General features: G+C 69.4%; 12 protein-coding genes and 1 pseudogene. 2 read left to right on the top strand and 11 right to left on the bottom strand.

Annotated elements, in window-relative coordinates; translation table 11 throughout:
• From CG719_RS36935 to ngcE, 7 genes are all read right to left on the bottom strand, one after another.
• The coding region (locus CG719_RS36935) for an ABC transporter permease subunit (RefSeq protein WP_442802767.1) at positions 1-836 on the bottom strand (836 nt) is incomplete at its 3' end.
• Positions 833-1,624: an ATP-binding cassette domain-containing protein gene (locus tag CG719_RS33755; protein ID WP_100572523.1), complete on the bottom strand. Its 792-nt coding sequence runs from the start codon at positions 1,622-1,624 to the stop codon at positions 833-835. The genes CG719_RS33755 and CG719_RS36935, both read right to left, overlap by 4 nt.
• Positions 1,625-1,824: 200 nt before the next feature.
• The gene (locus tag CG719_RS33750; RefSeq protein ID WP_100572522.1) at positions 1,825-2,943 is read right to left on the bottom strand and encodes a sugar ABC transporter substrate-binding protein; all 1,119 of its coding nucleotides are present in this window, start codon (positions 2,941-2,943) and stop codon (positions 1,825-1,827) included.
• A gap of 122 nt (positions 2,944-3,065) precedes the next feature.
• Positions 3,066-4,265: an ROK family transcriptional regulator gene (locus tag CG719_RS33745; RefSeq protein ID WP_100572565.1), complete on the bottom strand. Its 1,200-nt coding sequence runs from the start codon at positions 4,263-4,265 to the stop codon at positions 3,066-3,068.
• A 1,269-nt stretch (positions 4,266-5,534) separates the two neighbouring features.
• Positions 5,535-6,458, bottom strand: coding sequence for a carbohydrate ABC transporter permease (locus tag CG719_RS33740; RefSeq protein ID WP_100572521.1), 924 nt, complete (start codon positions 6,456-6,458; stop codon positions 5,535-5,537).
• Positions 6,459-6,460: 2 nt separating this feature from the next.
• Positions 6,461-7,387 (bottom strand): carbohydrate ABC transporter permease, encoded by a 927-nt coding sequence (locus CG719_RS33735; protein ID WP_100572520.1) that lies wholly within the window; start codon positions 7,385-7,387, stop codon positions 6,461-6,463.
• A 55-nt stretch (positions 7,388-7,442) separates the two neighbouring features.
• Positions 7,443-8,888 carry an N-acetylglucosamine/diacetylchitobiose ABC transporter substrate-binding protein gene (ngcE, locus tag CG719_RS33730; protein ID WP_100572519.1) on the bottom strand — a complete coding sequence of 482 codons (1,446 nt, stop codon included), beginning with the start codon at positions 8,886-8,888 and terminating at the stop codon, positions 7,443-7,445.
• Positions 8,889-9,347: 459 nt separating this feature from the next.
• Between ngcE and CG719_RS33725 the strand changes: the two genes are divergently transcribed.
• Positions 9,348-13,148 carry a GH92 family glycosyl hydrolase gene (locus CG719_RS33725; RefSeq protein WP_100572518.1) on the top strand — a complete coding sequence of 1,267 codons (3,801 nt, stop codon included), beginning with the start codon at positions 9,348-9,350 and terminating at the stop codon, positions 13,146-13,148.
• Positions 13,149-13,222: 74 nt separating this feature from the next.
• Here the strand turns inward: CG719_RS33725 and CG719_RS33720 are convergent, their stop codons facing one another.
• Both CG719_RS33720 and acnA read right to left on the bottom strand, forming a co-directional pair.
• Complete coding sequence (locus CG719_RS33720; protein WP_100572517.1) at positions 13,223-16,507, bottom strand: GH92 family glycosyl hydrolase; 3,285 nt, start codon at positions 16,505-16,507, stop codon at positions 13,223-13,225.
• A gap of 438 nt (positions 16,508-16,945) precedes the next feature.
• Positions 16,946-19,663: an aconitate hydratase AcnA gene (gene acnA / locus CG719_RS33715; protein ID WP_100572516.1), complete on the bottom strand. Its 2,718-nt coding sequence runs from the start codon at positions 19,661-19,663 to the stop codon at positions 16,946-16,948.
• Between the two features lie 553 nt (positions 19,664-20,216).
• Between acnA and CG719_RS33710 the strand changes: the two genes are divergently transcribed.
• A complete protein-coding gene (locus CG719_RS33710) occupies positions 20,217-21,746 on the top strand; it encodes a helix-turn-helix domain-containing protein (protein WP_100572515.1) in 1,530 nt (509 codons plus the stop codon).
• Positions 21,747-21,917: 171 nt separating this feature from the next.
• Here the strand turns inward: CG719_RS33710 and CG719_RS33705 are convergent, their stop codons facing one another.
• Both CG719_RS33705 and CG719_RS37665 read right to left on the bottom strand, forming a co-directional pair.
• Entirely contained in the window at positions 21,918-22,643 is a 726-nt protein-coding gene (locus CG719_RS33705) for a hypothetical protein (RefSeq protein WP_100572514.1), read from the bottom strand.
• Between the two features lie 187 nt (positions 22,644-22,830).
• Positions 22,831-22,946: pseudogene (locus tag CG719_RS37665) on the bottom strand (DNA-directed RNA polymerase subunit alpha); the annotation flags it as partial.

Here is a 22,946-nt window from a genome sequence, read left to right as displayed (position 1 = left end):
GCGAAGAGCAGCACCGCGAGCGGCAGGCCCTTGTACTGGTTGAACATGATCGCGACGGCGAACGCCGCGATCGCGAGCAGCACGGTGCGCAGCACTATGTCGCTCAGCGGGCGGGACGGCACGCCCGCGGCCTCGCGGCGGCGGTTGCCGAAGAAGGCCGACAGGAAGTACCCGGCGACCGCGACGACGGCCAGGAGGTAGGCGGCCGCCACGTCCGAGAAGTAGTACGTGGTGAGCTTGCCGACGACGCCGTCGCCGTCGATGTTGATCGTGCCGTTGGCGCCCAGGACCTGGAGCATGAAGCCGTTCCAGAACAGCAGACCGGCCAGGGTCACCGCGAACGCGGGCGCACCGATGCGGGCGAAGAAGAAGCCGTGCAGGGCGCCGATGACCGCGCCGGCCGCGAGGGCGCTGACGACGGCGAGCCACTCGTTCACGCCGTGGGTGACGCTCATCACGGCCATGATCGCCGAGGAGACACCGGAGACGGAGCCGACCGACAGGTCGATCTCGCCGAGCAGCAGCACGAAGATGATGCCGACCGACATCATGCCGGTGGCCACCATGGCGACGAAGATGTTGTTGAGGTTCTCCGCGCCCAGGAAGGCCGAGTCGAGGCTCTGGAAGATCGCGCAGATGGCGATGAGGCCGATGACGACCGGGATGGCTCCGAGGTCGCCGGCGCGCATCTTGCGCTTGAACTCGCCGAGGTAGCCGGCGAATCCCTGCTCGCGCACGAGAAGACGGGGGTCGACGGCAGGAGCGGCGTCGGCCGCGACGGCGGGCGCGTCCACGGGGGCGTCGGCGGGAGCGGCCTGGGACTTGTCGATGCTCACTTCTGAGCCTCCGCGTTGGTGCGCGCCGCACGACGGGTCACGGCGTTGTCCGTGGCACCGGTGATGGCGGAGATGATCTCTTCCTGCGAGGTGGTCTTCACCTCGAAGACGCCGTTGTTGCGGCCGAGCCGGAGGACGGCGACCTTGTCGGCGACGGCCTTCACATCGGCCATGTTGTGGCTGATGAGGATGACCGCGAGGCCGCGCTCACGCAGCCGCTCGACGAGGTCGAGGACCTGCGCGGTCTGCTCGACGCCGAGGGCGGCCGTCGGCTCGTCGAGGATGACCAGCTTGGGCTCGCCGAGCATGGAGCGGGCGATGGCCACGACCTGGCGCTGACCGCCGGAGAGCGAGGCGATCGGGATGCGCACGCTGGGGATGCGGATGGACAGGGTCTGGAGCAGATCGCGCGAGCGGCGCTCCATCTCGACCTCGTCCAGGACACCGCGGCGCTTGATCTCGCGGCCGAGGAACAGGTTGCCGACGACGTCGATGTTGTCGCACAGGGCGAGGTCCTGGTAGACCGTCGCGATGCCCAGGTTCTGGGAGTCGTGCGGCCGGTTGACCGTGACGGGCTTGCCCTCCCACTCGATGACACCGTCATCGATGGGGTGCACGCCCGCGATCGTCTTGACAAGGGTGGACTTTCCGGCGCCGTTGTCGCCGACGAGGGCGACCACCTCTCCGGCGTGGACCTCAAGCTCTACGTCGGTGAGCGCCTGGACAGCACCGAATCGCTTGGAGACCCCGCGCAACGCCAGCACGGGCGTAGCGGACACGTGAACCATCTCCTTCGCCGCCCGAGCCTGACCCCGGCGGGAGGTTGAAACAAGAGGAGTGAGGGGGGTGTTCCGTCCGGCGCCCCGCCGTTGTGCTGCGGGGCTGTCGGCGGCAGGGCGCCGGACGAGCCGACACGGGTCCGCGTGATCGATGGACGCGGTGTCCCGTGCAGGTCGGCGGGACCGCCGCTCGGGCGGTCCCGGAGGTGTTACTTCAGGCCGATCTTGTCGCAGGCGGCCTTGTACTTGGCCGTGCAGATCTCGCCGATGGTGTAGTAACCCTGGTCGATGACCGTGTCCTTGATGTTGTCCTTCGTCAGCGAGACGACGGGGACGATGACCGCCGGGATGCCCTTGTCGGTACCGCTGTCGACGGTGCTCGTGTTCAGCGAGCTGTCGACCTTGCCGGTCTTGGCGATCGAGACGGCCATCTTGGCGACGGTCTCGGCCTCCTGCGGGTACGACTTGAAGACGCTCATGTACTGCTCGCCGGTCACGATGCGCTGCACGCCCGCGAGTTCGGCGTCCTGGCCGGTGACCGGGGGAAGCGTCTTGAGGCCCGCGCCCTTGAGCGCGGTGATGATGCCGCCCGCCATGCCGTCGTTGGCGGAGTAGACGCCGACGATCTTGTCCTTGCCGAGGGCGGAGATGGCGCCCTCCATGTTGGCGTTGGCGTTCTCCGGCTTCCACTCCTTGGTGTCGTACTCCTTGCCGACGTTCACCTTGCCGTCGAGGACGTCGTGGGCGCCCTTCTTGAACTGCGCGGCGTTCGGGTCGGTCACGGCGCCGTTCATCATGACGATCTTGCCGGACTTGGCCTTGTCGCCCAGGGCCTTCAGCAGGGCCTCACCCTGCGTCTTGCCGACCTCCTCGTTGTCGAACGAGGTGTAGGCGGCGATCGGGCCCTCGGCGAGGCGGTCGTAGGCGACGACCGGAATGCCGGCCTCCTTGGCCTTCTTCACGCCCGCGGCGACGGCCTTGTAGTCGACCGCGTCGAGGATCAGCACGTCGACCTTCTTGGTGATCATCGTGTCGATCTGCTGCGCCTGGAGGGTCGCGTCCTGCTTGGCGTTGAGGTACTCGACCTTGCCCTTGCCGTTCGTCAGATCCGCGATCTGCTTCTCGATGATCGGCTTGTCGAACTTCTCGTAACGAGCGGTCTGGTTCTCCGGCAGGAGCAGGCCGACCTTGATGTCGTCGCCCTTCTTCTCGCTGCCGGACGACTTCGAGGAGCCACCGGACTCCTTGGCGCTGCCACAGGCGGCGAGCGAGACGGCCATGGCACCAGCAGCAACGGCGAAGGCCGCGCGACGCATACGCGTGTTCACTTCTTCAAACCTCCCTGACGAGGCCGCGTCGTTGCGGCCGAGGTGGCTGGAAGTCAACTCGGCTGCGCGTGCGACGTCAAGAAGTAAATCCTTAACGAGATGGCAACGGTGCCATCCGTTCTCTAAGTGAAGGCAGGAGTAGCCGCGTTGAGCGTACCGTCCAAAAGGGTTGAATCGCCCATCTCGCTCAACGCGAGGGCCAGCGCGCCGAGTACTTCGGCGCGGCCGCCAAGTGCGCCGGGAAGCACCGAGAGTTGGCGCGCGGCACTGGGAATGGCGTACCGCCCGACCGACTCCCTGATCGGGCCGAGCACCAGCTCACCGGCCTCGGCGAGGTCCCCGCCGAGCACCACCCGGCTGGGGTTGAGCAGGTTGCAGAGGTTGGCGACCCCGCTGCCGATGTGGCGGCCGACGTCGGCGACGACCCGGCGGCAGCCCGGATCGCCCTCCCGTGCCAGCCGCACGACGCCCTCCATGGTCAGGTCGGTGCCGTGACTGGGCCGCAGCAGCGGGAGCACGTACCCGGCGGCGGTGAAGGTCTCCAGGCAACCGCGGTTGCCGCAGCGGCAGACCGGGCCGGACTCGTCGAGCGTGATGTGCCCGATCTCACCCGCCGTGCCGCCGGGGCCGCGGTAGATCCTGCCGCTGATCACCAGGCCGGCGCCGACCCCGCTGGCGATCTTGATGTACGCCAGGTCGCGCACGCCCCGGCCGCTGCCCCAGACCAACTCGCCCAGAGCGCCGAGGTTGGCGTCGTTGTCCACGTGCACCGGCACTCCGAGGCGCCCCCGCAGCTCCTCGGCGGGCCTGACGCCCGTCCAGCCCGGCAGGATGGCCGTGGAGCCCAGCGTGCCGGACTCCACGTCGATCGGGCCGGGTACGCCGACACCCACGCCGGCGATCTTGGAACGGTCGACGCCCGTGGCCGCGATCAGGCGGTTGACCAGTTCCTCCGCGCGGTCGAAGCCCTGCGCCGAGGAGGCGTCCACGTCCAGCGGCTCGGACTCCTCGGCGAGCACCTGGTGGGCGAGGTTGCCGATCGCGACCCGCAGGTGGGTGTGCCCGAAGTCCACGCCGATCACGATGCCGGCGTCTCCGCTCAGGGAGACGCTGCGGGCCCGGCGGCCGCCCGCGGAAGTGGGCGTGACCTGGACCGTTCCGCCGTCCTTCAGCTCGCGCACGATATTGGAGACCGTCGCCGCGGACAGGCCCGTGGTCCGCGCGATCTCCGCCTGCGTGAGCGATCCGGCAAGGCGCACGGCACGTACGACCCGCTCCAGGTTGGCTCGGTGCAGCGATGACTGCGACCCTGGAGTCTCCACGACGACCTCCTGAGCGCGGGGCCGCATCAGCGAGGCCCCGGTCCATGTCCAACTAGTGAACTCTAAGCTGAGCTGTTCGGGTCCCCTCCCGTCAAGAGGTTGAACGGTATCCGCCCCCTTGGACAAACAGCTGCGCCTGTGCCACGCGCCCGCGCACGACCCGAGCCCGCGCGCCCCCGCAGGGGGGCGCCCGAAGCGGCGCTCACGGCGCGAACGCCAGGCGCGGCGGGCACGGGGCGGACCGACGCCAAGCACGGCAGCCGCGAACCGCCTCCGCGAGCAGGACCGGGCAGGCGGCTCACGAAGGCGGCAAGGAGCAGGGACATCCCCGCGAGCGGCAGCAGTGCCGGACGGAAAGCCCGCGAGCCGGACCCGCCGGGCCCGACAGGCACGAGGCCGACCGGCTGCCAGGCCGGCCGGCGAGCAGGGCCCCGAAGGCGGCTCGCGGAGGCCGCGGGAGATGGAAGACGCCGCAGGCCGCAGCAAGTCGAGCTGACATGCCCGCGAGTGGGGCCCCACAAGGCAGCTCACGAGGGCGGCCGGCGGGACTAGGGCGTGTTTCGAAAGTGCCGTCTGCCCCGCGACGCCTGGCACGCACGCTCGCTGCGTTGTCGGGATCACCCACGTACACCCAGTACGAGGGCGACCCTCCGCCTTGCGATCGCACGCACCAGACGCCGCGGGGCCCGCCCTCCGGGCGAACGACGCCACCTTCGAAACACGCCCTAGGACGACACGCACGAGTCAGCAGCGCGAGACCGCAAGCCCGCGAGCCGGACCCGACAGGCACGAGGCCGACCAGTGCCAGCCCGGTCGGAAAGCAGGGCCCCCGAAGGCGACCCGCGGTGGCCGCAGGAGATACAAAACGCCGCGAGCGGCAGCGATGCGAGACGGCGAGCCCGCGAGCCCGGGCCCGAACGGGACTCGCGACACCGCGGCTTCGCGACACCGCGGCTACGCGGCAACGCGCGCGAGCAGCGGCGATGCGGGGCGACAGGCTCGCAGGCCCGGCCCAGCAAATCCGCTCGCGGAGACCGCAGGAGCCTCGCGGCAACGCACGCCAGCGGCAGTGACGCCGGACGGCGCGCCGTCGAGCCCGGCCCCGCAAGGACGTTCGCGGGAGGCCACGCCAGGCGCGGGACGGCGGGACCGGCCCCGCGAGGCGGGTCGCGGGGGCCGGCAGAACGGGCGCGCGCGCCGCGGCAGCGGACGGCGGGACGGGGGCGGGCAGGCGCGCCGGGCCGCGCGGCGGCGGCCCGGTGCCGGACGTTACTTCAGGGCGCCCGCAGTGAGGCCCTGTACCACCTGGCGCTGGAAGATGATGTACGCGGCGAGGACCGGCAGCATCGCCATCACCAGTCCGGCGAAGAGACCGGACCAGTCGCCCTTGTAGCCCTGGCTCACGGCGAGTTGCACCAGCCCCTGGGTGAGCACGTGCTTGTCCGGGTCGGTGTTGAGCACCGTCGGCAGCATGTACTGGTTCCACTGCCCCAGGAAGTTGAAGATCCCCACGCTGATCAGTCCGGGCTTGGCCATCGGCAGCATGATCTGGAAGAACGTCCGGGTGTGCGAGGCCCCGTCCACGAAGGCGGCCTCCGCCACCGAGGTCGGCAGGGTCCGGAAGAACGCGGTCAGGAAGAACACCGTGAACGGCAGGGAATACGCGATGTAGACCAGGATCAGACCGTGAATGGTGTTCAGCAGTCCCATGTTGTTCACCACGTAGAACAACGGGACCAGCGCGAGCATGATCGGAAAACTCATGCCGCCGATGAAGAGGTAGTAGATGAAGCGGTTGCCCGGAAAGTCGAAACGGGCCAGCACATACGCCGCCATCGAACCGAGCACCAGGGTGCCGACGAGCGAACCACCCACCACCAGAACGGTGTTGAGGAAGTACGAGCTCATGTTGGCGTCGGTCCAGGCCCGCGCCCAGTTGTCGAAGTGGAGTTTGTCGGGCAGCGCCCAGGGCGAGCTGAAGATGGAATTGTCGTCCTTGAAGGACGTCATCACCGCCCACACCAGCGGCATGACCACCATGATCGCCCAGATGATCAGAATGCCGTGCGAGAAGACGTTGAGGACGGAGCCGTCCTTCTTCCGCCCGCCCGGCTTCTGGGCCGGTACTCCGGCCGTGGCGACGCCGATTCCGGACTCGGCCGGAACGGGGGCGGGGGTCTCGGTCGTTTTCATGGTCAGAACTCCAGCCGCTCGCGCCGGCCCAGCCGCATCACGACGGCGGCGAAGGCCAGCGTGACGACGAGCAGCGCGACGCCGATCGTGGTGGCGTAGGCGGCCTGACCGTCACGGAACGCCTTCTGGTACACGTACAGGACCATGACGGTGGTCGAGTAGTCGGGGCCGCCCGGACCGGTCGTCATGATCTGCACGACCGCGAACGACTCCGCCCCGAGGGCGAGGATGCCCATGTACACCCAGCCGGACTGCACGGTGTCCCACAGCAGCGGCAGGGTGATCCGGAAGAAGGTGGTGAACCGGCTGGCGCCGTCCAGCAGCGCGGCCTCGTACAGGTCCGCCGGGATGGAGGCCATACCGGCGGAGAACAGGACCACGAAGAAGCCGACCGTGGACCAGACCAGCACCGCCATCACGCACCACAGCGCCAGGTTCGGGTCGCCCAGCCACAGCGGCTGGACGCTGTCGAGCCCGATCCCGCGCAGCACGGAGTTGATCGCGCCGCTGTCCGGGTTGTACGCGAAGGCGAACAGCAGGGCCACGATCGCGATCGACAGCACCTGCGGGAAGAAGTAGACGATCTTGTAGAACGAGGAGCCGCGGACGCCGGAGATCGCCGGTCCGCCGCGGCGGCGCCGCCCGCCCACATTGATCATGAACGAGAAGAACAGCGCCAGACCGATCGTCACCAGCGGTAGCACCAGGGCGAACAGCAGGCTGTGCTGCAACGACTTCCAGAAGATGTCGTCGTCGAGCATCCTCTGGTAGTTGTCGAAGCCGACCATCTGGAAATCGGGGCTCAGGCCGGTCCAGTCCGTGAACGAGTAGTAGATGGACTGGATGAACGGCCAGACGACGAAAAGCGCGTACAGCCCGAGGGGAACCGCGAGGAACCCCACGATGAACCGGTACTTGCCGTGCTGCATTGCTGCCGACCCCGATCTCTGGGCGGGTGGTACCGCTGGTGACGGATCCTCGGAGTTACTGGTGCTTGTAGTGCTTGATCGACTGGTCCTTGGCGGCCTCGTCGGCGAAACCCTGGATCTTCTTGATGGCCTCGGCGGGGGTGAGCCGGCCGGCCATCATCTCGCCGATGCCGGACACACCGATCTTCTCCTTCTGGAGCTGCACGTACCAGTCCTGGAGCCGCGGATTCACCACGTTGGAGCCCGCCTTGTCCAGCGCCGCGACTCCGGACTTCAGACCGGGGGTGAGGTCGATGCCGTCCGTGCCGCCGTTGTACGCGGTGAGCGACTTCACCTTGGCGGTGAAGTTCTTCGAGGAGGCCTCACTGAGCATGATGCGCAGCTGCTCCATGCCGCCCTCGGCGTTCTTGGCCTTGGCCGGGACGATGAACGGCTCGCCGCCGGACGCCCAGATGGTGCCGAACGGCATCTCGTCGGAGCTGTCGATGCCCGTGGGCGCGGAGACCGCCAGGTCGAAGTCGGCCGGGATGACGTTCGCGGACTCGTTCTCCACCCAGGAGCCGTTCGGGATGAACAGCGCCTTGCCCTTGGCCCAGGCGGTCTGCGACTGGATGTGGTCCAGGCCCGGGGTGCCCTTGAGGATGTAACCCTTCTGGTAGAGCTCGTAGTAGGCCTCGAAGCAGGCCTTGACCGCCGGGTGCTTCCAGGCGTTGGGCTCCAGGTTGTCGATGGCGTCCAGGACTTCGCGGCCGCCGACCTTGCCGATCATCGGGTAGAGCGAGAAGGGCAGGTAGTAGGGGTACTTGCCGGCGTACGTCCAGCCGGCCATGCCCTTCTTCTTGGCCTTCTCGCAGACCTTGAGCATGGCGTCCCAGGTCTCCGGGTACTGCTCGTCCAGCGAGTCGAGGGCCTTCTGCGAGTACCACACGCCGTAGACCGTGTAGGCGTAGTACAGGATCCACACCGGTTGGCCGTCGAACTGGCCCATCTCCACGATGCCCGGGCGCAGTGTGTCGCGGACCTTCTTGCTCGGGTCGTCGTAGGACGCCGCGTCCAGCAGCGGGGTGAGGTCCGCGAGCTGGTTCTTGCCCACGAGGACGCCCATGTCCATCTGCTCCGCGCCGGAGTTGTCGATGAGGTCCGGCGGGTTGCCCTGGTTGAAGCGCGGCTGGAGCGTCGACTGGATCTTCTGGGTGGCGGCGAACTTGGTCTTCGCCTTGGGGAAGTCCTTCTCGTAGATCTTCACGGCGTCCTCGGCGTATTCCTTGCCGAAACCGCCGTCGAAGAGGACGAATTCCATCTGCGCGGTGTCGTTGACGCCGAGCGGGTTCTTCTCGGTCTTCTTGCCCGCCTTGGCCTTGCCCTGGCCGTCACCGCCACCACTGGCGCAGGCGGACAGGAAGCCCATCGCGGGAACGCTGATCAGACCGAGTGCGGCGGACCGCTTGATCAGGGCCCGGCGGCCGACGCCTCCGTGGTTCTCGGCGGAAGTGGATCCCATGCTCAAGTCCTCGCCTTCTCCAGGACTCAGGCGGTGAACCGGATCCTCCCCGGCACCGCGGTCGGGTCACGCTGGGTCGTGCAGGAAGTACGTCGTGCGTCACGCACCGGGATCGGACGGAAGACAAGGAGGCGGACGCGTTTCACGCGCCGAACCACCCTTTCCGACTCCCCCGGGTCCGCTTCCGGCCGGTCTCATGGTCGCGCGGACGCCGACAGGTATAGTCCACTTCCGGTCGGCGGAGCAAGATCAGAAGCAAGGTTCGCCGCGGGTCTTTTCCGAGTTGAGACCTCACGCGGAATATGAGCCGCCCATGGGCTTCCGTTGACGGATATATCCGCGCCTTTGCGCCCGAATGCCACACCCAACACCCTTGACATCACTGGCCACTTGGCTCCCTACTGGTCCTTGCGTACAGAGCTGACAACGTTGTCCGAAACGCAGGGAGGGACGCCGCGCATGCAGCGCAGAGTACGGCACAGATGGGGTCCGGCGGTCGTCGTCACGGCCGCCTTCGTCACGGCAGCCGGCTCGCAGGGGGCGGCGGTCGCCCTGCCCGGCAAGCCCCCGGCCGTCGGCCGGGAGTTCAGCTCCTCGTTCGAGGCCGGCGACCCGGCGCCGGACTGGCTGAACACGGTCGACACCGCCAAGGGCGGCGGCAAGCGCGCCTCGGGCGTGGACGGCGGCTACAGCACCGGCATCCCCGGCAATGTGGACGACCACATCACCGAGGTACGGGCCAGCGCGGAGAACACCGGTGGCGGGGAGGTGAAGGAGAACCTCATCGACGGTGAGCCCGGCACCAAGTGGCTGGCCTTCGAGGACACCGGCTGGGTCGAGTTCGACTTCGACAAGCCGGTGAACATCACCCGTTACGCCCTCACGTCCGCCAACGACTTCGACGGACGCGACCCCAAGGACTGGACCCTGAAGGGGTCCACCGACGGCAAGGACTGGAAGACCCTCGACACCCGTGCCGGGGAGAAGTTCTCCGAACGGTTCCAGACCAGGACCTTCGACCTGGCCGAGCCGGCCCAGTACCAGCACTTCCGGCTCGACGTCACGAAGAACAACGGCGCCTCGGGCATACTCCAGCTCGCCGAGGTGCAGTTCTCCACCGGCGGCGACGGCGATCCCGTCCCGCAGGACATGCTCACCCTCGTCGACCGCGGCCCGAGCGGCTCCCCGACCGCGAAGTCCGGCGCCGGCTACACCGGCAAGCGCGCCCTGCGCTACGCGGGCCGGCACACCGCGCAGGGCCGGGCGTACTCGTACAACAAGGTCTTCGACGTCAACGTCAAGGTGCTGCCCGACACGCAACTGTCGTACCGCGTCTACCCGTCGATGGCCGACGGCGACCGCGACTACGACGCCACCAACGTCGCCGTCGACCTCGCCTTCACCGACGGCACCTACCTGAGCGGCCTGGGCGCGACCGACCAGCACGGCTTCACCCTCAGCCCGCAGGGCCAGGGCGCGGCCAAGACGCTGTACGTCAACCAGTGGAACAACGTGGCCTCCCGGATCGGCTCGGTCGCCGCGGGCAAGACGATCGACCGGGTCCTGCTCGCCTACGACTCCCCCACCGGCCCCGCGAAGTTCCGCGGCTGGCTGGACGACGTGGTGATCAAGGAGGCGCCGCAGGAGAAGCCGAAGGCGCACCTGTCCGACTACGCGCTGACCACCCGCGGCACCAACTCCAGCGGCAGCTTCTCGCGCGGCAACAACTTCCCCGCGACCGCGCTGCCGCACGGCTTCAACTTCTGGACGCCGGTGACCAACGCGTCCTCGCAGAGCTGGCTGTACGAGTACGCGCACGCGAACAACGACGACAACCTCCCGACCCTCCAGGCGTTCGGCGCGAGCCACGAGCCGAGCCCCTGGATGGGTGACCGGCAGACCTTCCAGATCATGCCGTCCGCCGCCGGCACCCCGGACACCGGCCGCACCGCCCGTGCCCTCGCCTTCCGGCACGAGAACGAGACGGCGCGGCCGTACTACTACGGGGTGCGTTTCGAGAACGGTCTGACGGCGGAGATGGCGCCGACCGACCACGCCGCCGCGCTGCGCTTCACCTACCCGGGCGACGACGCGAGCGTGATCTTCGACAACGTCACCAATCAGGGTGGTCTGACCCTGGACACCGCGCACGGCGTCGTCACCGGCTACTCGGACGTGAAGTCCGGGCTGTCCACCGGCGCTACCCGGCTGTTCGTCTACGGCGTCTTCGACAAGCCCGTGACAAGCGGCTCGGCCACCGGCGTCACCGGCTCCGTACGCCTCGACGCGGGCAAGGACCGCACGGTCACCCTGCGCCTCGCCACCTCCCTCATCGGCATCGACCAGGCGAAGGACAACCTGCGCCAGGAGATCCCGGACGGCACCTCCTTCGACGCCGTCAAGGCGGCCGCCCAGCGGTCCTGGGACAAGCTGCTCGGCAAGATCGAGGTCCAGGGCGCCACGCCCGACCAGCTGACCACGCTCTACTCCAACCTGTACCGGCTGTACCTGTACCCGAACTCGGGCTCCGAGAAGGTGGACGGCAAGGACCTGTACGCCTCCCCGTTCTCCCCGGCGTCCGGCCAGAGCACCCCGACGCAGACCGGCGCGAAGATCGTGGACGGCAAGGTCTACGTGAACAACGGCTTCTGGGACACCTACCGGACCACCTGGCCCGCGTACTCCCTGCTGACCCCCGGTCAGGCCGGCGAGATGGTCGACGGATTCGTACAGCAGTACAAGGACGGCGGCTGGACCGCCCGCTGGTCCTCCCCGGGCTACGCCGACCTGATGACCGGCACCTCCTCGGACGTGGCCTTCGCGGACGCCTACGTCAAGGGCGTGTCGATGGACGCGAAGACGGCGTACGAAGCGGCCGTGAAGAACGCGACGGTGGTACCGACGTCCTCGGGCGTGGGCCGTAAGGGCATGGCCACCTCGCCCTTCCTCGGCTACACCAGCACCGCCACCGGCGAGGGCCTGTCCTGGGCGATGGAGGGCTACGTCAACGACTACGGCATCGCGAAGATGGGCGAGGCCCTCTACAAGAAGACGGGCGAGAAGCACTACAAGGAGGAGTCGGAGTACTTCCTCAACCGCGCCCAGGACTACGTCAAGCTGTTCGACTCGCGGATCGGCTTCTTCCAGGGCCGCACCACCCAGGGCGACTGGCGCCTCGACCCGTCGAAGTACGACCCGCGTGTGTGGGGCTACGACTACACGGAGACCAACGGCTGGGGCTACGCCTTCACCGCGCCGCAGGACAGCCGGGGCCTGGCGAACCTGTACGGCGGGCAGAAGGGTCTGGCGGACAAGCTGGACACCTACTTCGCCACTCCCGAGACGGCCGGCCCGGAGTTCGTCGGGTCCTACGGCGGTGTCATCCACGAGATGACCGAGGCGCGGGACGTGCGGATGGGCCAGTACGGCCACTCCAACCAGCCCGCCCACCACGTGCTGTACATGTACGACGCGGCCGGGCAGCCCGCCAAGGCCCAGGCGAAGGTCCGCGAGGTGCTTTCCCGGCTCTACGTGGGCAGCGAGATCGGCCAGGGCTACCTCGGTGACGAGGACAACGGCGAGCAGTCGGCCTGGTACGTCTTCTCCGCGCTCGGCTTCTACCCGCTGGTCATGGGCAGCGGCGAGTACGCCATCGGCTCCCCGCTGTTCACCAAGGCGACCGTGCACCTGGAGAACGGCCGCGACCTGGTGATCAAGGCGCCGAAGAACAGCGCGCGGAACGTGTACGTGCAGGGCGTGCGGTTCGACGGCAAGGCGTGGAACTCGACGAGCCTGCCCCACTCCCTCCTCGCCAAGGGCGGAACCCTGGAGTTCGACATGGGTCCGCGACCGTCGTCCTGGGGCACCGGGAAGAGCGCGGCGCCGGAGTCGGTCACGACCGGCAACAAGGTGCCGTCCCCGCGGTCCGACGTCCTCAAGGGGGACGGACCGCTGTTCGACGACACGTCGGCCACGGAGACGACCGTGACGTCGGTGGACCTGCCGGTGTCCGGCAAGGTCAAGGCCGTCCAGTACACCCTGACCTCGCCGGCCGACCGCACCAAGGCCCCGACCGGCTGGACGCTGCAGGCCTCCACCGACGGCAAGACCTGGAAGACGGTGGACAAGCGCTCCGGCGAGTCCTTCGCCTGGAACAAGCAGACCCGCCCCTTCACGATCGCCTCGCCGAGCATGTACGAGCAGTACCGCCTGGTCCTGGACAGCACCTCCACGCTGGCGGAGGTGGAGCTGCTGGCCTGACGCGCTCACGGCATCCGGCATGAGGAAGGGGCGGGCCCGCCGGGCCCGCCCCTTCCTGCCGCCCGGCGGACCGGTCAGCCCGTGGCGACGGTGAAGACGTGCAGGTCGGCGTTGCCGGGCAGCCGCACGCCGCTGATCCGCTTGCCCGCCGGGGCCTCGTACGGCGCGGTGGCGAAGACGTAGGTGGTCACCTTGTCCTGGTCCGCGCCCGCGACGTTGCGGTACGCGGTCCTGGCCACCACCGTGTTCCCGAACTGGACGGTGCCGCCGCCTCCGCCGACGGTCCAGTCGGTGAAGGAGAGGTCGACGGTGCCCGTGGTGCCGTCGGTGTAGGTGACGGTGGCCTTCGTCTGCTGGTTGCCGTTGACCGCGCTGCCGACGAAGGACAACCGGGAAGCGGGCGTGCTCAGTTCGATGCTCTGGCCGGCTCCCGAGGCGTTGTCCGGGCGCCCGCTGGGCGAGTTGGGCCAGGTGAAGGACAGGCCGCTCACCGTGCCCTGCCCGCCCGGGGTCAGGCCGGCCGCCGCGAGGGCCTGGCGGGAGTAGCTCCAGCCGCCCCCGTCGTAGTCGGCCTCGTCGTGCTCGCCCTCGTCGTCCGAGATCCCGGTGTTGTCGTAGGCGGCCAGCAGGCTGCCCGGGGCCGCCACCGTCAGGGACACCGGCTGCTCGTAGGACTGGCTGCCGGAGGTGACCGTGACCTGCGCGTCGTAGAAGCCCTGTGCGGCGTCCGGGGCGGCGGTGAGCGTGATCTGCCGGGCGCCGTCGGTCACCGTGCCCTCGGCGGGGGTGGCCGTGACACCGGACGGGGTGCGGACGCTGAAGCGCACCTCGGGGCCCTGGCCGCCGTTCAGGGAGAGGGCGCGGACCCCGATCGTCGTGCTGCCTCCGGGCGCGAGCGTCGCCGCGGTGGGGCCCACACCGAGCTGGTACGGCTGCTCGCCCTGGCGGAAGGAGGGCGGGGCGGCGGACGCGGCGCTGCCCCAGGTGCGGTCCGGGGTGGCCGAGAGGGTGTAGTCGAGCCGTCCGCCGTCACGGACGAAGCTCGCCGGCAGCCAGGGGCGGTCGCTCGCCCGGCCGTTCACTTTCAGGGACCGGACGTACGGGGACCCGGCCGCCGCTCCCGTGGCGCGCACGGAGATGTCCCTGCCGTGCGGGCGTTGGATGTCGATCCGCTCGAACAGCGGTGAGGCCAGGACGAGTTCGGCGCGGGAAGGCACCTGCGGATACATGCCGAGCGCGGAGAAGACGTACCAGGCGGACATCGCGCCGAGGTCGTCGTTGCCGGGGATGCCGCCCGGCTGTGTGGTCCACAGCTGCCGCATGGCCGCGCGGACGGTCTCCTGCGTCTTGTAGGGCGCGCCCGCGTAGTCGTACAGGTAGGGGACGTTGATCGAGGGCTCGTTGTCGAGTTCGGACTTGGCGCCGCCGTTGCCGGTGAACGCCCAGTCGCCGCCGGCGTTGTGGAAGAAGTCGTCCAGGCGGGCCAGCGCCGTCTCCCGGCCGCCCATCGCCGCGAACAGGCCGGCCGGGTTGTGTTGGACCATCCAGGTGTACTGGGCCGCCGAACCCTCGACGAAGCCGTTGCCGGTGTCCGGGGTGAAGCCGGTGACCCAACTGCCGTCGGCCTTGCGGTTGGCGATGTAGCCGCCGGAGGAGTGGGCCGCGACGTTGAAGTTGTTCTGCCACCACTGGGCGCGCTCCGCGAAGGCGGCGGAGGTCTTCTTCTGCCCGGCCGCGTCGGCGAGTTGGGACAGGGCGAAGTCGGCCGTGGACATCTCCAGCGTCTCGGCCGCGCCGCCCCAGGCGTTGGAGACGGACGGCATGTAGTGCAGCTTCAGGTACTTGTCCAGGGAGGGCCGCTGGCCGGCCGACAGGACCGGCTTGCCCGCCGGGGACAGGTCCCGCTCGGTCGGCACGGTCGCCGCCTTCACCAGGGAGGCGAGGGCCCCCTTCAGGTCGAAGCCGGTGCCGCCGAAGGCGTGGATGCCGGCGAGGGCGGTCGGCGAGGGGTCGCCGTTCATGACGTGGGTGCCGCTCGCGCCGTGCAGCCAGCGGTCCCAGACACCGCCGTTCTGGCCGGCCAGTTCGTACAGGGACTGGGCGATGTCCGAACCGGTGTCCGGGCTGAGCAGGGTCAGCAGTTGCACCTGGTCGCGGTACTGGTCCCAGCCGGAGAAGGTGCCGTACTGGGCCTGGTGGCCGCGGCCCACGGTGTGCACCTTGTCGTCGGCGCCGCGGTATCGGCGGTCGGCGTCGCTGATGACGTTCGGGTGCAGCAGGGCGTGGTAGAGCGCGGTGTAGAAGGTGGTGCGCTCGCCCTCGGTGCCGCCGCCGACGCGGATCGCGCGCAGTCGGTCCCGCCAGGCGCGGCGGGCAGCGTCCCTGACCGCGTCGAAGGAGCGCTGGGGCGGGTTCTCCGCGGCCAGGTTGGCCTCGGCGCCGGCCTGACTGACGTAGGAGATGCCGACCTTGACGCCGACCGGGCCGGTGCCGGGCGCGAACTCGACGTAGCCGCCGGCGCCCTTGCCCGCCACGGGCCTGCCACCGTCGGCGAAGCCGCCCGTGCCGCCGGTCGCCGAGGTCGCGCCCGGGTTCAGCCTGTCGTCCTGCCAGGTGCCCGTCGCCTTGAAGGGACGGTCGAAGTGGGCGGTGAAGTACAGGGTGTAGTAGGCGCGCCGGCCCTCGGGGTCGAGGTAGCCGCAGAAGTTCCCGGAGGTGACGGAGCCGGAGACGGTGCCCTTCGCCGGGTCGATGGTGACCGACGAACCGGTCGAGCCCACCTCGGAGTTGGCGGTACGGATGAGAAGCGAGGCGGGCTGGTCGGCGGGGTAGGTGAAGCGGGCCGAGCCGGTGCGGGCCGTGGCCGTGAGGTCGGCGGTGACTCCGGAGGCGAGGCCCACCTTGTAGTGGCCGGGCTCGGCGGTCTCGTCGGAGTGGCGGAAGTCGGAGGCGTAGACGGCGTCCTTGGTGTCGCTCGCCGGCGAGGTGGTGACCTTCCCGGCGTACGGGAAGAAGGGGATGTCGCCGCTGCCGCCCGCGCAGCCGGTGCCGGACATGTGGGTGAGGCTGAAGCCACGGATGCGGGTCGCGTCGTACTGGTAGCCGCCGGGCGCGGCCGTCCTCGTGGCGTCGCCGCGGGTGTTCTCGGGGCTGAAGGAGAGCATGCCGAACGGGGCGACGGCGCCCGGGAAGACGTTGCCGCCGTTCCTGGTGCCGATCAGCGGGTCCACGTACGCGGTCGCGTCCTGGACCAGGGCGGGACCGGGTCCCGGTGGCGCGGCGGACGCCGCGAGGGCAGGGGTGGCGCCGCCGGTCGCGAGCACCGCGGCCAGCAGCAGGGACATGGGACGGAAACGCATGACGCGGCCCCTCCTTCGGACGGGTCGCGCACCACGGGTCGCACAAGCCTCGGGGACAGTAGCGCGCGCCGGTGGTGTCACGGAAGACCGCGTACGGGCGCGCGGGCGCGCTCCGTGCCGACGCTGCGCTCACGCGGGCGAAGTCCCGGCGCGAAGTGCTGACATCGTTGTCGCCGGGCACGGTCACCCAGTAAAGTCATGTACAGACCAATCACGACAACGTTGTCGCACCACGGTGTCGCACAAGCCGGCAGCACCGGGGGCGAGGTGGGAGACCCCCAGGGACGACGGGTTCCGGTCCACCGTCATGGGAGCGCTCCCACCTCGCTTGCCAGTGAAAGCTAGCGTGGACGGCGGCGGCTGTAAACGCCTGGGGAGAAAGAGGGAGGGCCGCACCCCCGTTGCCGGGGATGCGGCCCAACTGCCTTGCGGGATCCGTTACTTGCGGATCAGGCTGCGCAGCACGTACTGCATGATGCCGCCGTTGCGGTAGTAGTCGGCCTCACCGGGGGTGTCGATGCGGACGACCGCGTCGAACTCGACACCGGTGTCGGTGGTGACCTTCATGGTGCTCGGCGTGCTGCCGTCGTTGAGCTCGGTGACGCCGGTGATGGTGAAGGACTCCTCGCCGGTCAGGCCGAGGGAGTCGGCCGTCCCGCCCTCCGGGAACTGCAGCGGCAGAACGCCCATGCCGATGAGGTTCGAGCGGTGGATGCGCTCGTAGGACTCGGCGATGACGGCCTTGACGCCGAGCAGCGCGGTGCCCTTCGCGGCCCAGTCGCGGGACGAGCCGGAGCCGTACTCCTTGCCGGCCAGGACGACCAGCGGGATGCCCTGCTCGATGTAGTTGCGCGAGGCGTCGTAGATGAAGGAGACCGGCGCGCCGTCCTGCGTGAAGTCGCGCGTGTAGCCGCCCTCGGTGCCCGGCGCGATCTGGTTGCGCAGGCGGATGTTGGCGAACGTACCTCGGATCATCACCTCGTGGTTGCCGCGGCGGGAACCGTAGGAGTTGAAGTCGCGGCGCTCGACGCCGTGCTCGGTGAGGTACTGGCCCGCCGGGGTGTCGGCCTTGATGGCACCGGCCGGCGAGATGTGGTCGGTGGTGACCGAGTCGCCCAGCTTGGCGAGCACCCGGGCGCCGGCGATGTCCTCGACCGGGGCCGGGTCCATCGTCATGCCCTCGAAGTACGGGGGCTTGCGGACGTAGGTGGACTCGGTGTCCCACTCGAAGGTGTTGCCGGTCGGGATCGGCAGCGACTGCCACTGGGCGTCACCGGCGAACACGTCGGAGTAGGACTTGGAGAACATGTCCTCGCCGATGGCGTTGGCCACGACGTCGTTGACCTCGGCCTCCGACGGCCAGATGTCCGCCAGGTGGACCGGCTTGCCCTCCTGGTCGACACCGAGCGCGTCCTGGGTGATGTCCACCTTCATGGAGCCGGCGATGGCGTAGGCGACGACCAGCGGCGGGGACGCCAGGTAGTTCATCTTGACGTCGGGGTTGATCCGGCCCTCGAAGTTGCGGTTGCCGGACAGCACCGAGGTGACCGCGAGGTCGTGCTCGTTGACCGCCTTGGAGACCTCCTCCGGCAGCGGGCCGGAGTTGCCGATGCAGGTGGTGCAGCCGTAGCCGACGAGGTTGAAGCCCAGCTTGTCCAGGTACGGGGTCAGGCCGGCCTTGTCGTAGTAGTCCATGACGACCTTGGAGCCCGGCGCCAGCGTGGTCTTGACCCACGGCTTGCGGGTCAGGCCCTTCTCCACCGCCTTCTTGGCCACCAGCGCGGCGGCGACCATGACGTACGGGTTGGAGGTGTTGGTGCAGGAGGTGATGGCCGCGACGGTGACCGCGCCGTGGTCCAGCTCGTAGGTGGTGCCGTCGGGGGCGGTGACCGGGACCGGGTTGGTCGGGGCGCCGTTGGGGTGGATGGCCGGGGCGTCGGAGGCCGGGAAGGACTCCACGCCCGCCTCGTCGACGCTGTCGACGTAGTTGCGGACGTCCTGCTTGAACTGCTCGGCGGCGTTGGCCAGGACGATGCGGTCCTGCGGGCGCTTGGGGCCGGCGATGGACGGCACGACGGTGGACAGGTCCAGCTCGAGCTTCTCGGAGTAGTCCGGCTCGGCGTTCGGGTCCAGCCAGAGGCCCTGCTCCTTGGCGTACGCCTCGACGAGCGCGAGCTGCTGCTCGGGGCGGCCGGTCAGGCGCATGTACTTGATGGTCTCGTCGTCGATCGGGAAGATCGCGGCGGTGGAGCCGAACTCCGGCGACATGTTGCCGATGGTGGCGCGGTTGGCCAGGCTCGTCGCGGCCACGCCCTCGCCGTAGAACTCGACGAACTTGCCGACCACGCCGTGCTTGCGCAGCATCTCGGTGATGGTCAGCACCAGGTCGGTGGCGGTGGTGCCGGTGGGCAGCACTCCGGTCAGCTTGAAGCCGACGACCCGCGGGATGAGCATGGAGACCGGCTGGCCGAGCATGGCGGCCTCGGCCTCGATGCCGCCGACGCCCCAGCCGAGGACGCCGAGGCCGTTGACCATGGTGGTGTGCGAGTCGGTGCCGACGAGCGTGTCGGGGTACGCCTTGCCGTCGCGCACCATCACCACGCGGGCCAGGTGCTCGATGTTCACCTGGTGGACGATGCCGGTGCCGGGCGGGACGACCTTGAACTCGTCGAAGGCGGTCTGGCCCCAGCGCAGGAACTGGTAGCGCTCCTTGTTGCGGCCGTACTCCAGCTCGACGTTCTGCTTGAAGGCGTCGTTGGTGCCGAACTTGTCGGCGATGACGGAGTGGTCGATGACCAGCTCGGCCGGAGCCAGCGGGTTGATCTTCGCCGCGTCGCCGCCGAGCTCCTTGACGGCCTCGCGCATGGTGGCGAGGTCCACGACGCAGGGCACGCCGGTGAAGTCCTGCATGATCACGCGGGCCGGCGTGAACTGGATCTCCTGCGACGGCTTGGCCTGGGAGTCCCAGCCGCCGAGGGCACGGATGTGGTCGGCGGTGATGTTCGCGCCGTCCTCGGTGCGGAGCAGGTTCTCCAGCAGCACCTTCAGGCTGTAAGGCAGTCGGGCCGCGCCCTCGACCTTGTCAAGCCGGAAGATCTCGTACGACTCGTCGCCCACCTGCAGCGTGCTGCGGGCGTCGAAGCTGTTCGCCGACACGACAGTCTCCTTCATTCATGTGCGCCTACCACCACGATCCTGCCGCCACGGCGACTCGGCCGATCCAGTAAGGTACGGCTAAGTTAGGTCACCCTTACCGAGTGGCGGCTGTGGTGCACCCCGGCAGATATCTCGATGTCGAGATAACTCTAGTACATGGGGGCCGGATGGTCATGCGCGGACCGGGCGGAGAGGGGGGCGGGGCGGGATACGCGGGGCGTCGCGCACCGCACTGACGCGCCGCGGACCGCGCGGGACCGCCGTGCGCGGCACGGGAACGCCGCGCATCACGCCGACACGCCGCGCAGCACGGAGACGCGGGCACGCCGCACGCCGGACGCCGCACGCCGCCAATGGGCGCCGCCGCGTGCAGCCGATGGACGCACGCCAGGGACACGCCGAGGGCCGCACCCGAGGGGCACACCCGGCATACCCGCGAAACCCGGACCTCCCCGACAAGCTCGAACCCGTCGGTCCGGGCGCCACTGACGGTTCATCACCCGAATGGACCCCCCAGGAAGCGCCATCTCATATCTGAGATAACCTCAACCTCATGGCAGACGACTACCTCGTACGCATCGGCAAGCTCATCCGTGACGCCCGACAGCACCGGGGCTGGACGCAGGCACAGCTGGCCGAGGCACTCGGCACCAGCCAGAGCGCCGTCAATCGCGTCGAGCGGGGCAACCAGAACATCAGCCTTGAGATGATCGCCCGCATCGGTGAAGCCCTGGACAGCGAGATCGTCTCGCTGGGCTACGCGGGCCCCATGCACCTGAGGGTGGTGGGCGGCCGCCGGCTCTCCGGCGCGATCGACGTGAAGACGAGCAAGAACGCGTGCGTGGCGCTGCTGTGCGCCTCGCTGCTCAACAAGGGGCGCACGGTGCTGCGCCGGGTCGCCAGGATCGAGGAGGTGTACCGCCTGCTGGAGGTGCTGAACTCCATCGGCGTGCGCACCCGCTGGATCAACGACGGCACCGACCTGGAGATCGTGCCGACGGCCGACCTCGACCTGGACGCCATCGACGCCGAGGCCGCCCGCCGTACGCGGTCCATCATCATGTTCCTCGGGCCGCTGCTGCACCGGGTGGACCAGTTCAAGCTGCCCTACGCGGGTGGTTGCGACCTCGGTACGCGGACCATCGAGCCGCACATGATCGCGCTGCGCCGGTTCGGTCTGGACATCACCGCGACCGAGGGCCAGTACCACGCCGTGGTGGACCACGCCGTGCGCCCGGACCGCCCGATCGTGCTGACCGAGCGCGGCGACACCGTGACCGAGAACGCCCTGCTGGCGGCGGCCCGCCACAACGGCGTGACGGTCATCCGCAACGCCTCCTCCAACTACATGGTCCAGGACCTGTGCTTCTTCCTGGAGGTGGTCGGCGTCAGGGTCGAGGGCATCGGCACGACGACGCTCACCGTGCACGGTGTGCCGGAGATCGACGTCGACGTCGACTACTCGCCCTCCGAGGACCCGGTCGAGGCGATGAGCCTGGTGGCGGCAGCCGTGGTCACCGAGTCGGAGCTGACGGTGCGCCGGGTGCCGATCGAGTTCCTGGAGATCGAGCTCGCGGTCCTGGAGGAGATGGGCCTCGACCACGACCGCTCGCCCGAGTACTTCGCCGACAACGGCCGCACCCGGCTGGTGGACCTCACCGTACGGCCCTCCAAGCTGGAGGCGCCGATCGACAAGATCCACCCGATGCCGTTCCCCGGCCTGAACATCGACAACGTCCCGTTCTTCGCGGCGATCGCGGCCGCAGCGCAGGGCAAGACGCTGATCCACGACTGGGTCTACGACAACCGCGCGATCTACCTGACGGACCTGAACCGCCTGGGCGGCCGCCTGCAACTCCTCGACCCCCACCGGGTCCTGGTCGAAGGCCCCACCCGCTGGCGCGCAGCCGAGATGATGTGCCCACCGGCCCTGCGCCCCGCCGTGGTCGTCCTCCTGGCCATGATGGCCGCGGAGGGCACGTCGGTCCTGCGCAACGTCTACGTCATCAACCGCGGCTACGAGGACCTCGCGGAGCGACTGAACTCGATCGGGGCACAGATCGAGACGTTCCGGGACATCTGACCGACGGCTGCCGCCGCACCCTGTCCGGCCCGCGTTGCTGCGGGCCTGGAGGGGTGCGGCGGCACCGCATCCGGCCCAGTACGTGCTCGACGCGGGCGCGGACCTTTCGCTGAGCGGCGTTGTTCACCGGGCGTGGCAGTTCCCGGGCCGGGTGGCCCGGGAACGGTCCAGTTACTGGCCGTGCAGCCAGATCCGCAGTGGACCGACCGGCTCGAAGCCGTGGCGGATGGCTGCCGCCAGGTCGTCACCCTGCTCGTAGCCGACCACTGGGAAGTTGGGGAACAGGCTGTGCACTGCGTCCAGTACCACCGGCCAGGCCGCGTCGGGGCCGCCGTCCAGCGCGAATAGATTGGAGATCCCGACCACGTGGTGGCTGTGGCTCGCCACCGCGCCGGCGACCACTTGGCCATCGGTGGAGTGTCCGGCGAGCACGAAGGTGGCGGGGTCCTCGAGCAGTGCGGGCTGGAAGAGGTCCGCGTGGCCGTCCCCGTCGTCCCAGGCGAGCGCCCAGGCGAGCGCCCAGGCGCGCAGCCTGTCGGGGTCGTCCGCCACGGCCCAGGCGAGGTCCGACGCGGGAGCGGGCGCACTTGCCGGGCGGTGGATCCACTGCGCCTCGAACAACACCTGGAAACCGATCCCCGTCAGGTCGAGGTCGGCGAAACTGTCCTTCACGGTGGCGCCGGGTGCGGTGGTGTCTATCCGGGCCGCCAGCGCGGTCCGGTCGGCGCCCGGCGCCAGCGTCACCGCGTCGGGGTAGTAGAGCGGTGTGCGGGACGGGGCGGCCCAAGCCTGTGCCCCGAACTCGCCGGCCAAGCCGTGCGATCGGCTCATCGCTGCGCACCACTCAGCGTTGTTGCGGGCGCCGGCGCTGACCAGGAGTTGCTTCGGAGTCGTCACGAGTGCGGATCATGACGACTCCGACTCGGCCGGTCGAGCGGTTTTCCGAACCGGCGTCGGGTCGCGAAGGAGTGAGTCCGGGATGGCCGCGGCACCGGCGGGGTCCGTGGTGTGGTGCACCGCTCCTCCGCCGGGGGGCCTGTGGGGAGCCGGCCGTGGCCGGCTCCCCACAGGCCTGGCGCGGCGTTCAGTACTGGTCGGGCTCCACGAAACCCGTGTTCCCGTTGTCGTCCGCGTCGAAGGCGGCGGCGGTCGGGTCGAATCCGGGCGGGCTGTCCTTCAGGGCCAGGCCCATGCCGGCCA

This window comes from Streptomyces sp. CB01373 (assembly GCF_002803075.1).
GTDB lineage: Bacteria > Actinomycetota > Actinomycetes > Streptomycetales > Streptomycetaceae > Streptomyces.
The sequence above is the reverse complement of the archived record's forward strand: the minus strand, read 5'-3'. Positions and strand labels throughout refer to the sequence as shown.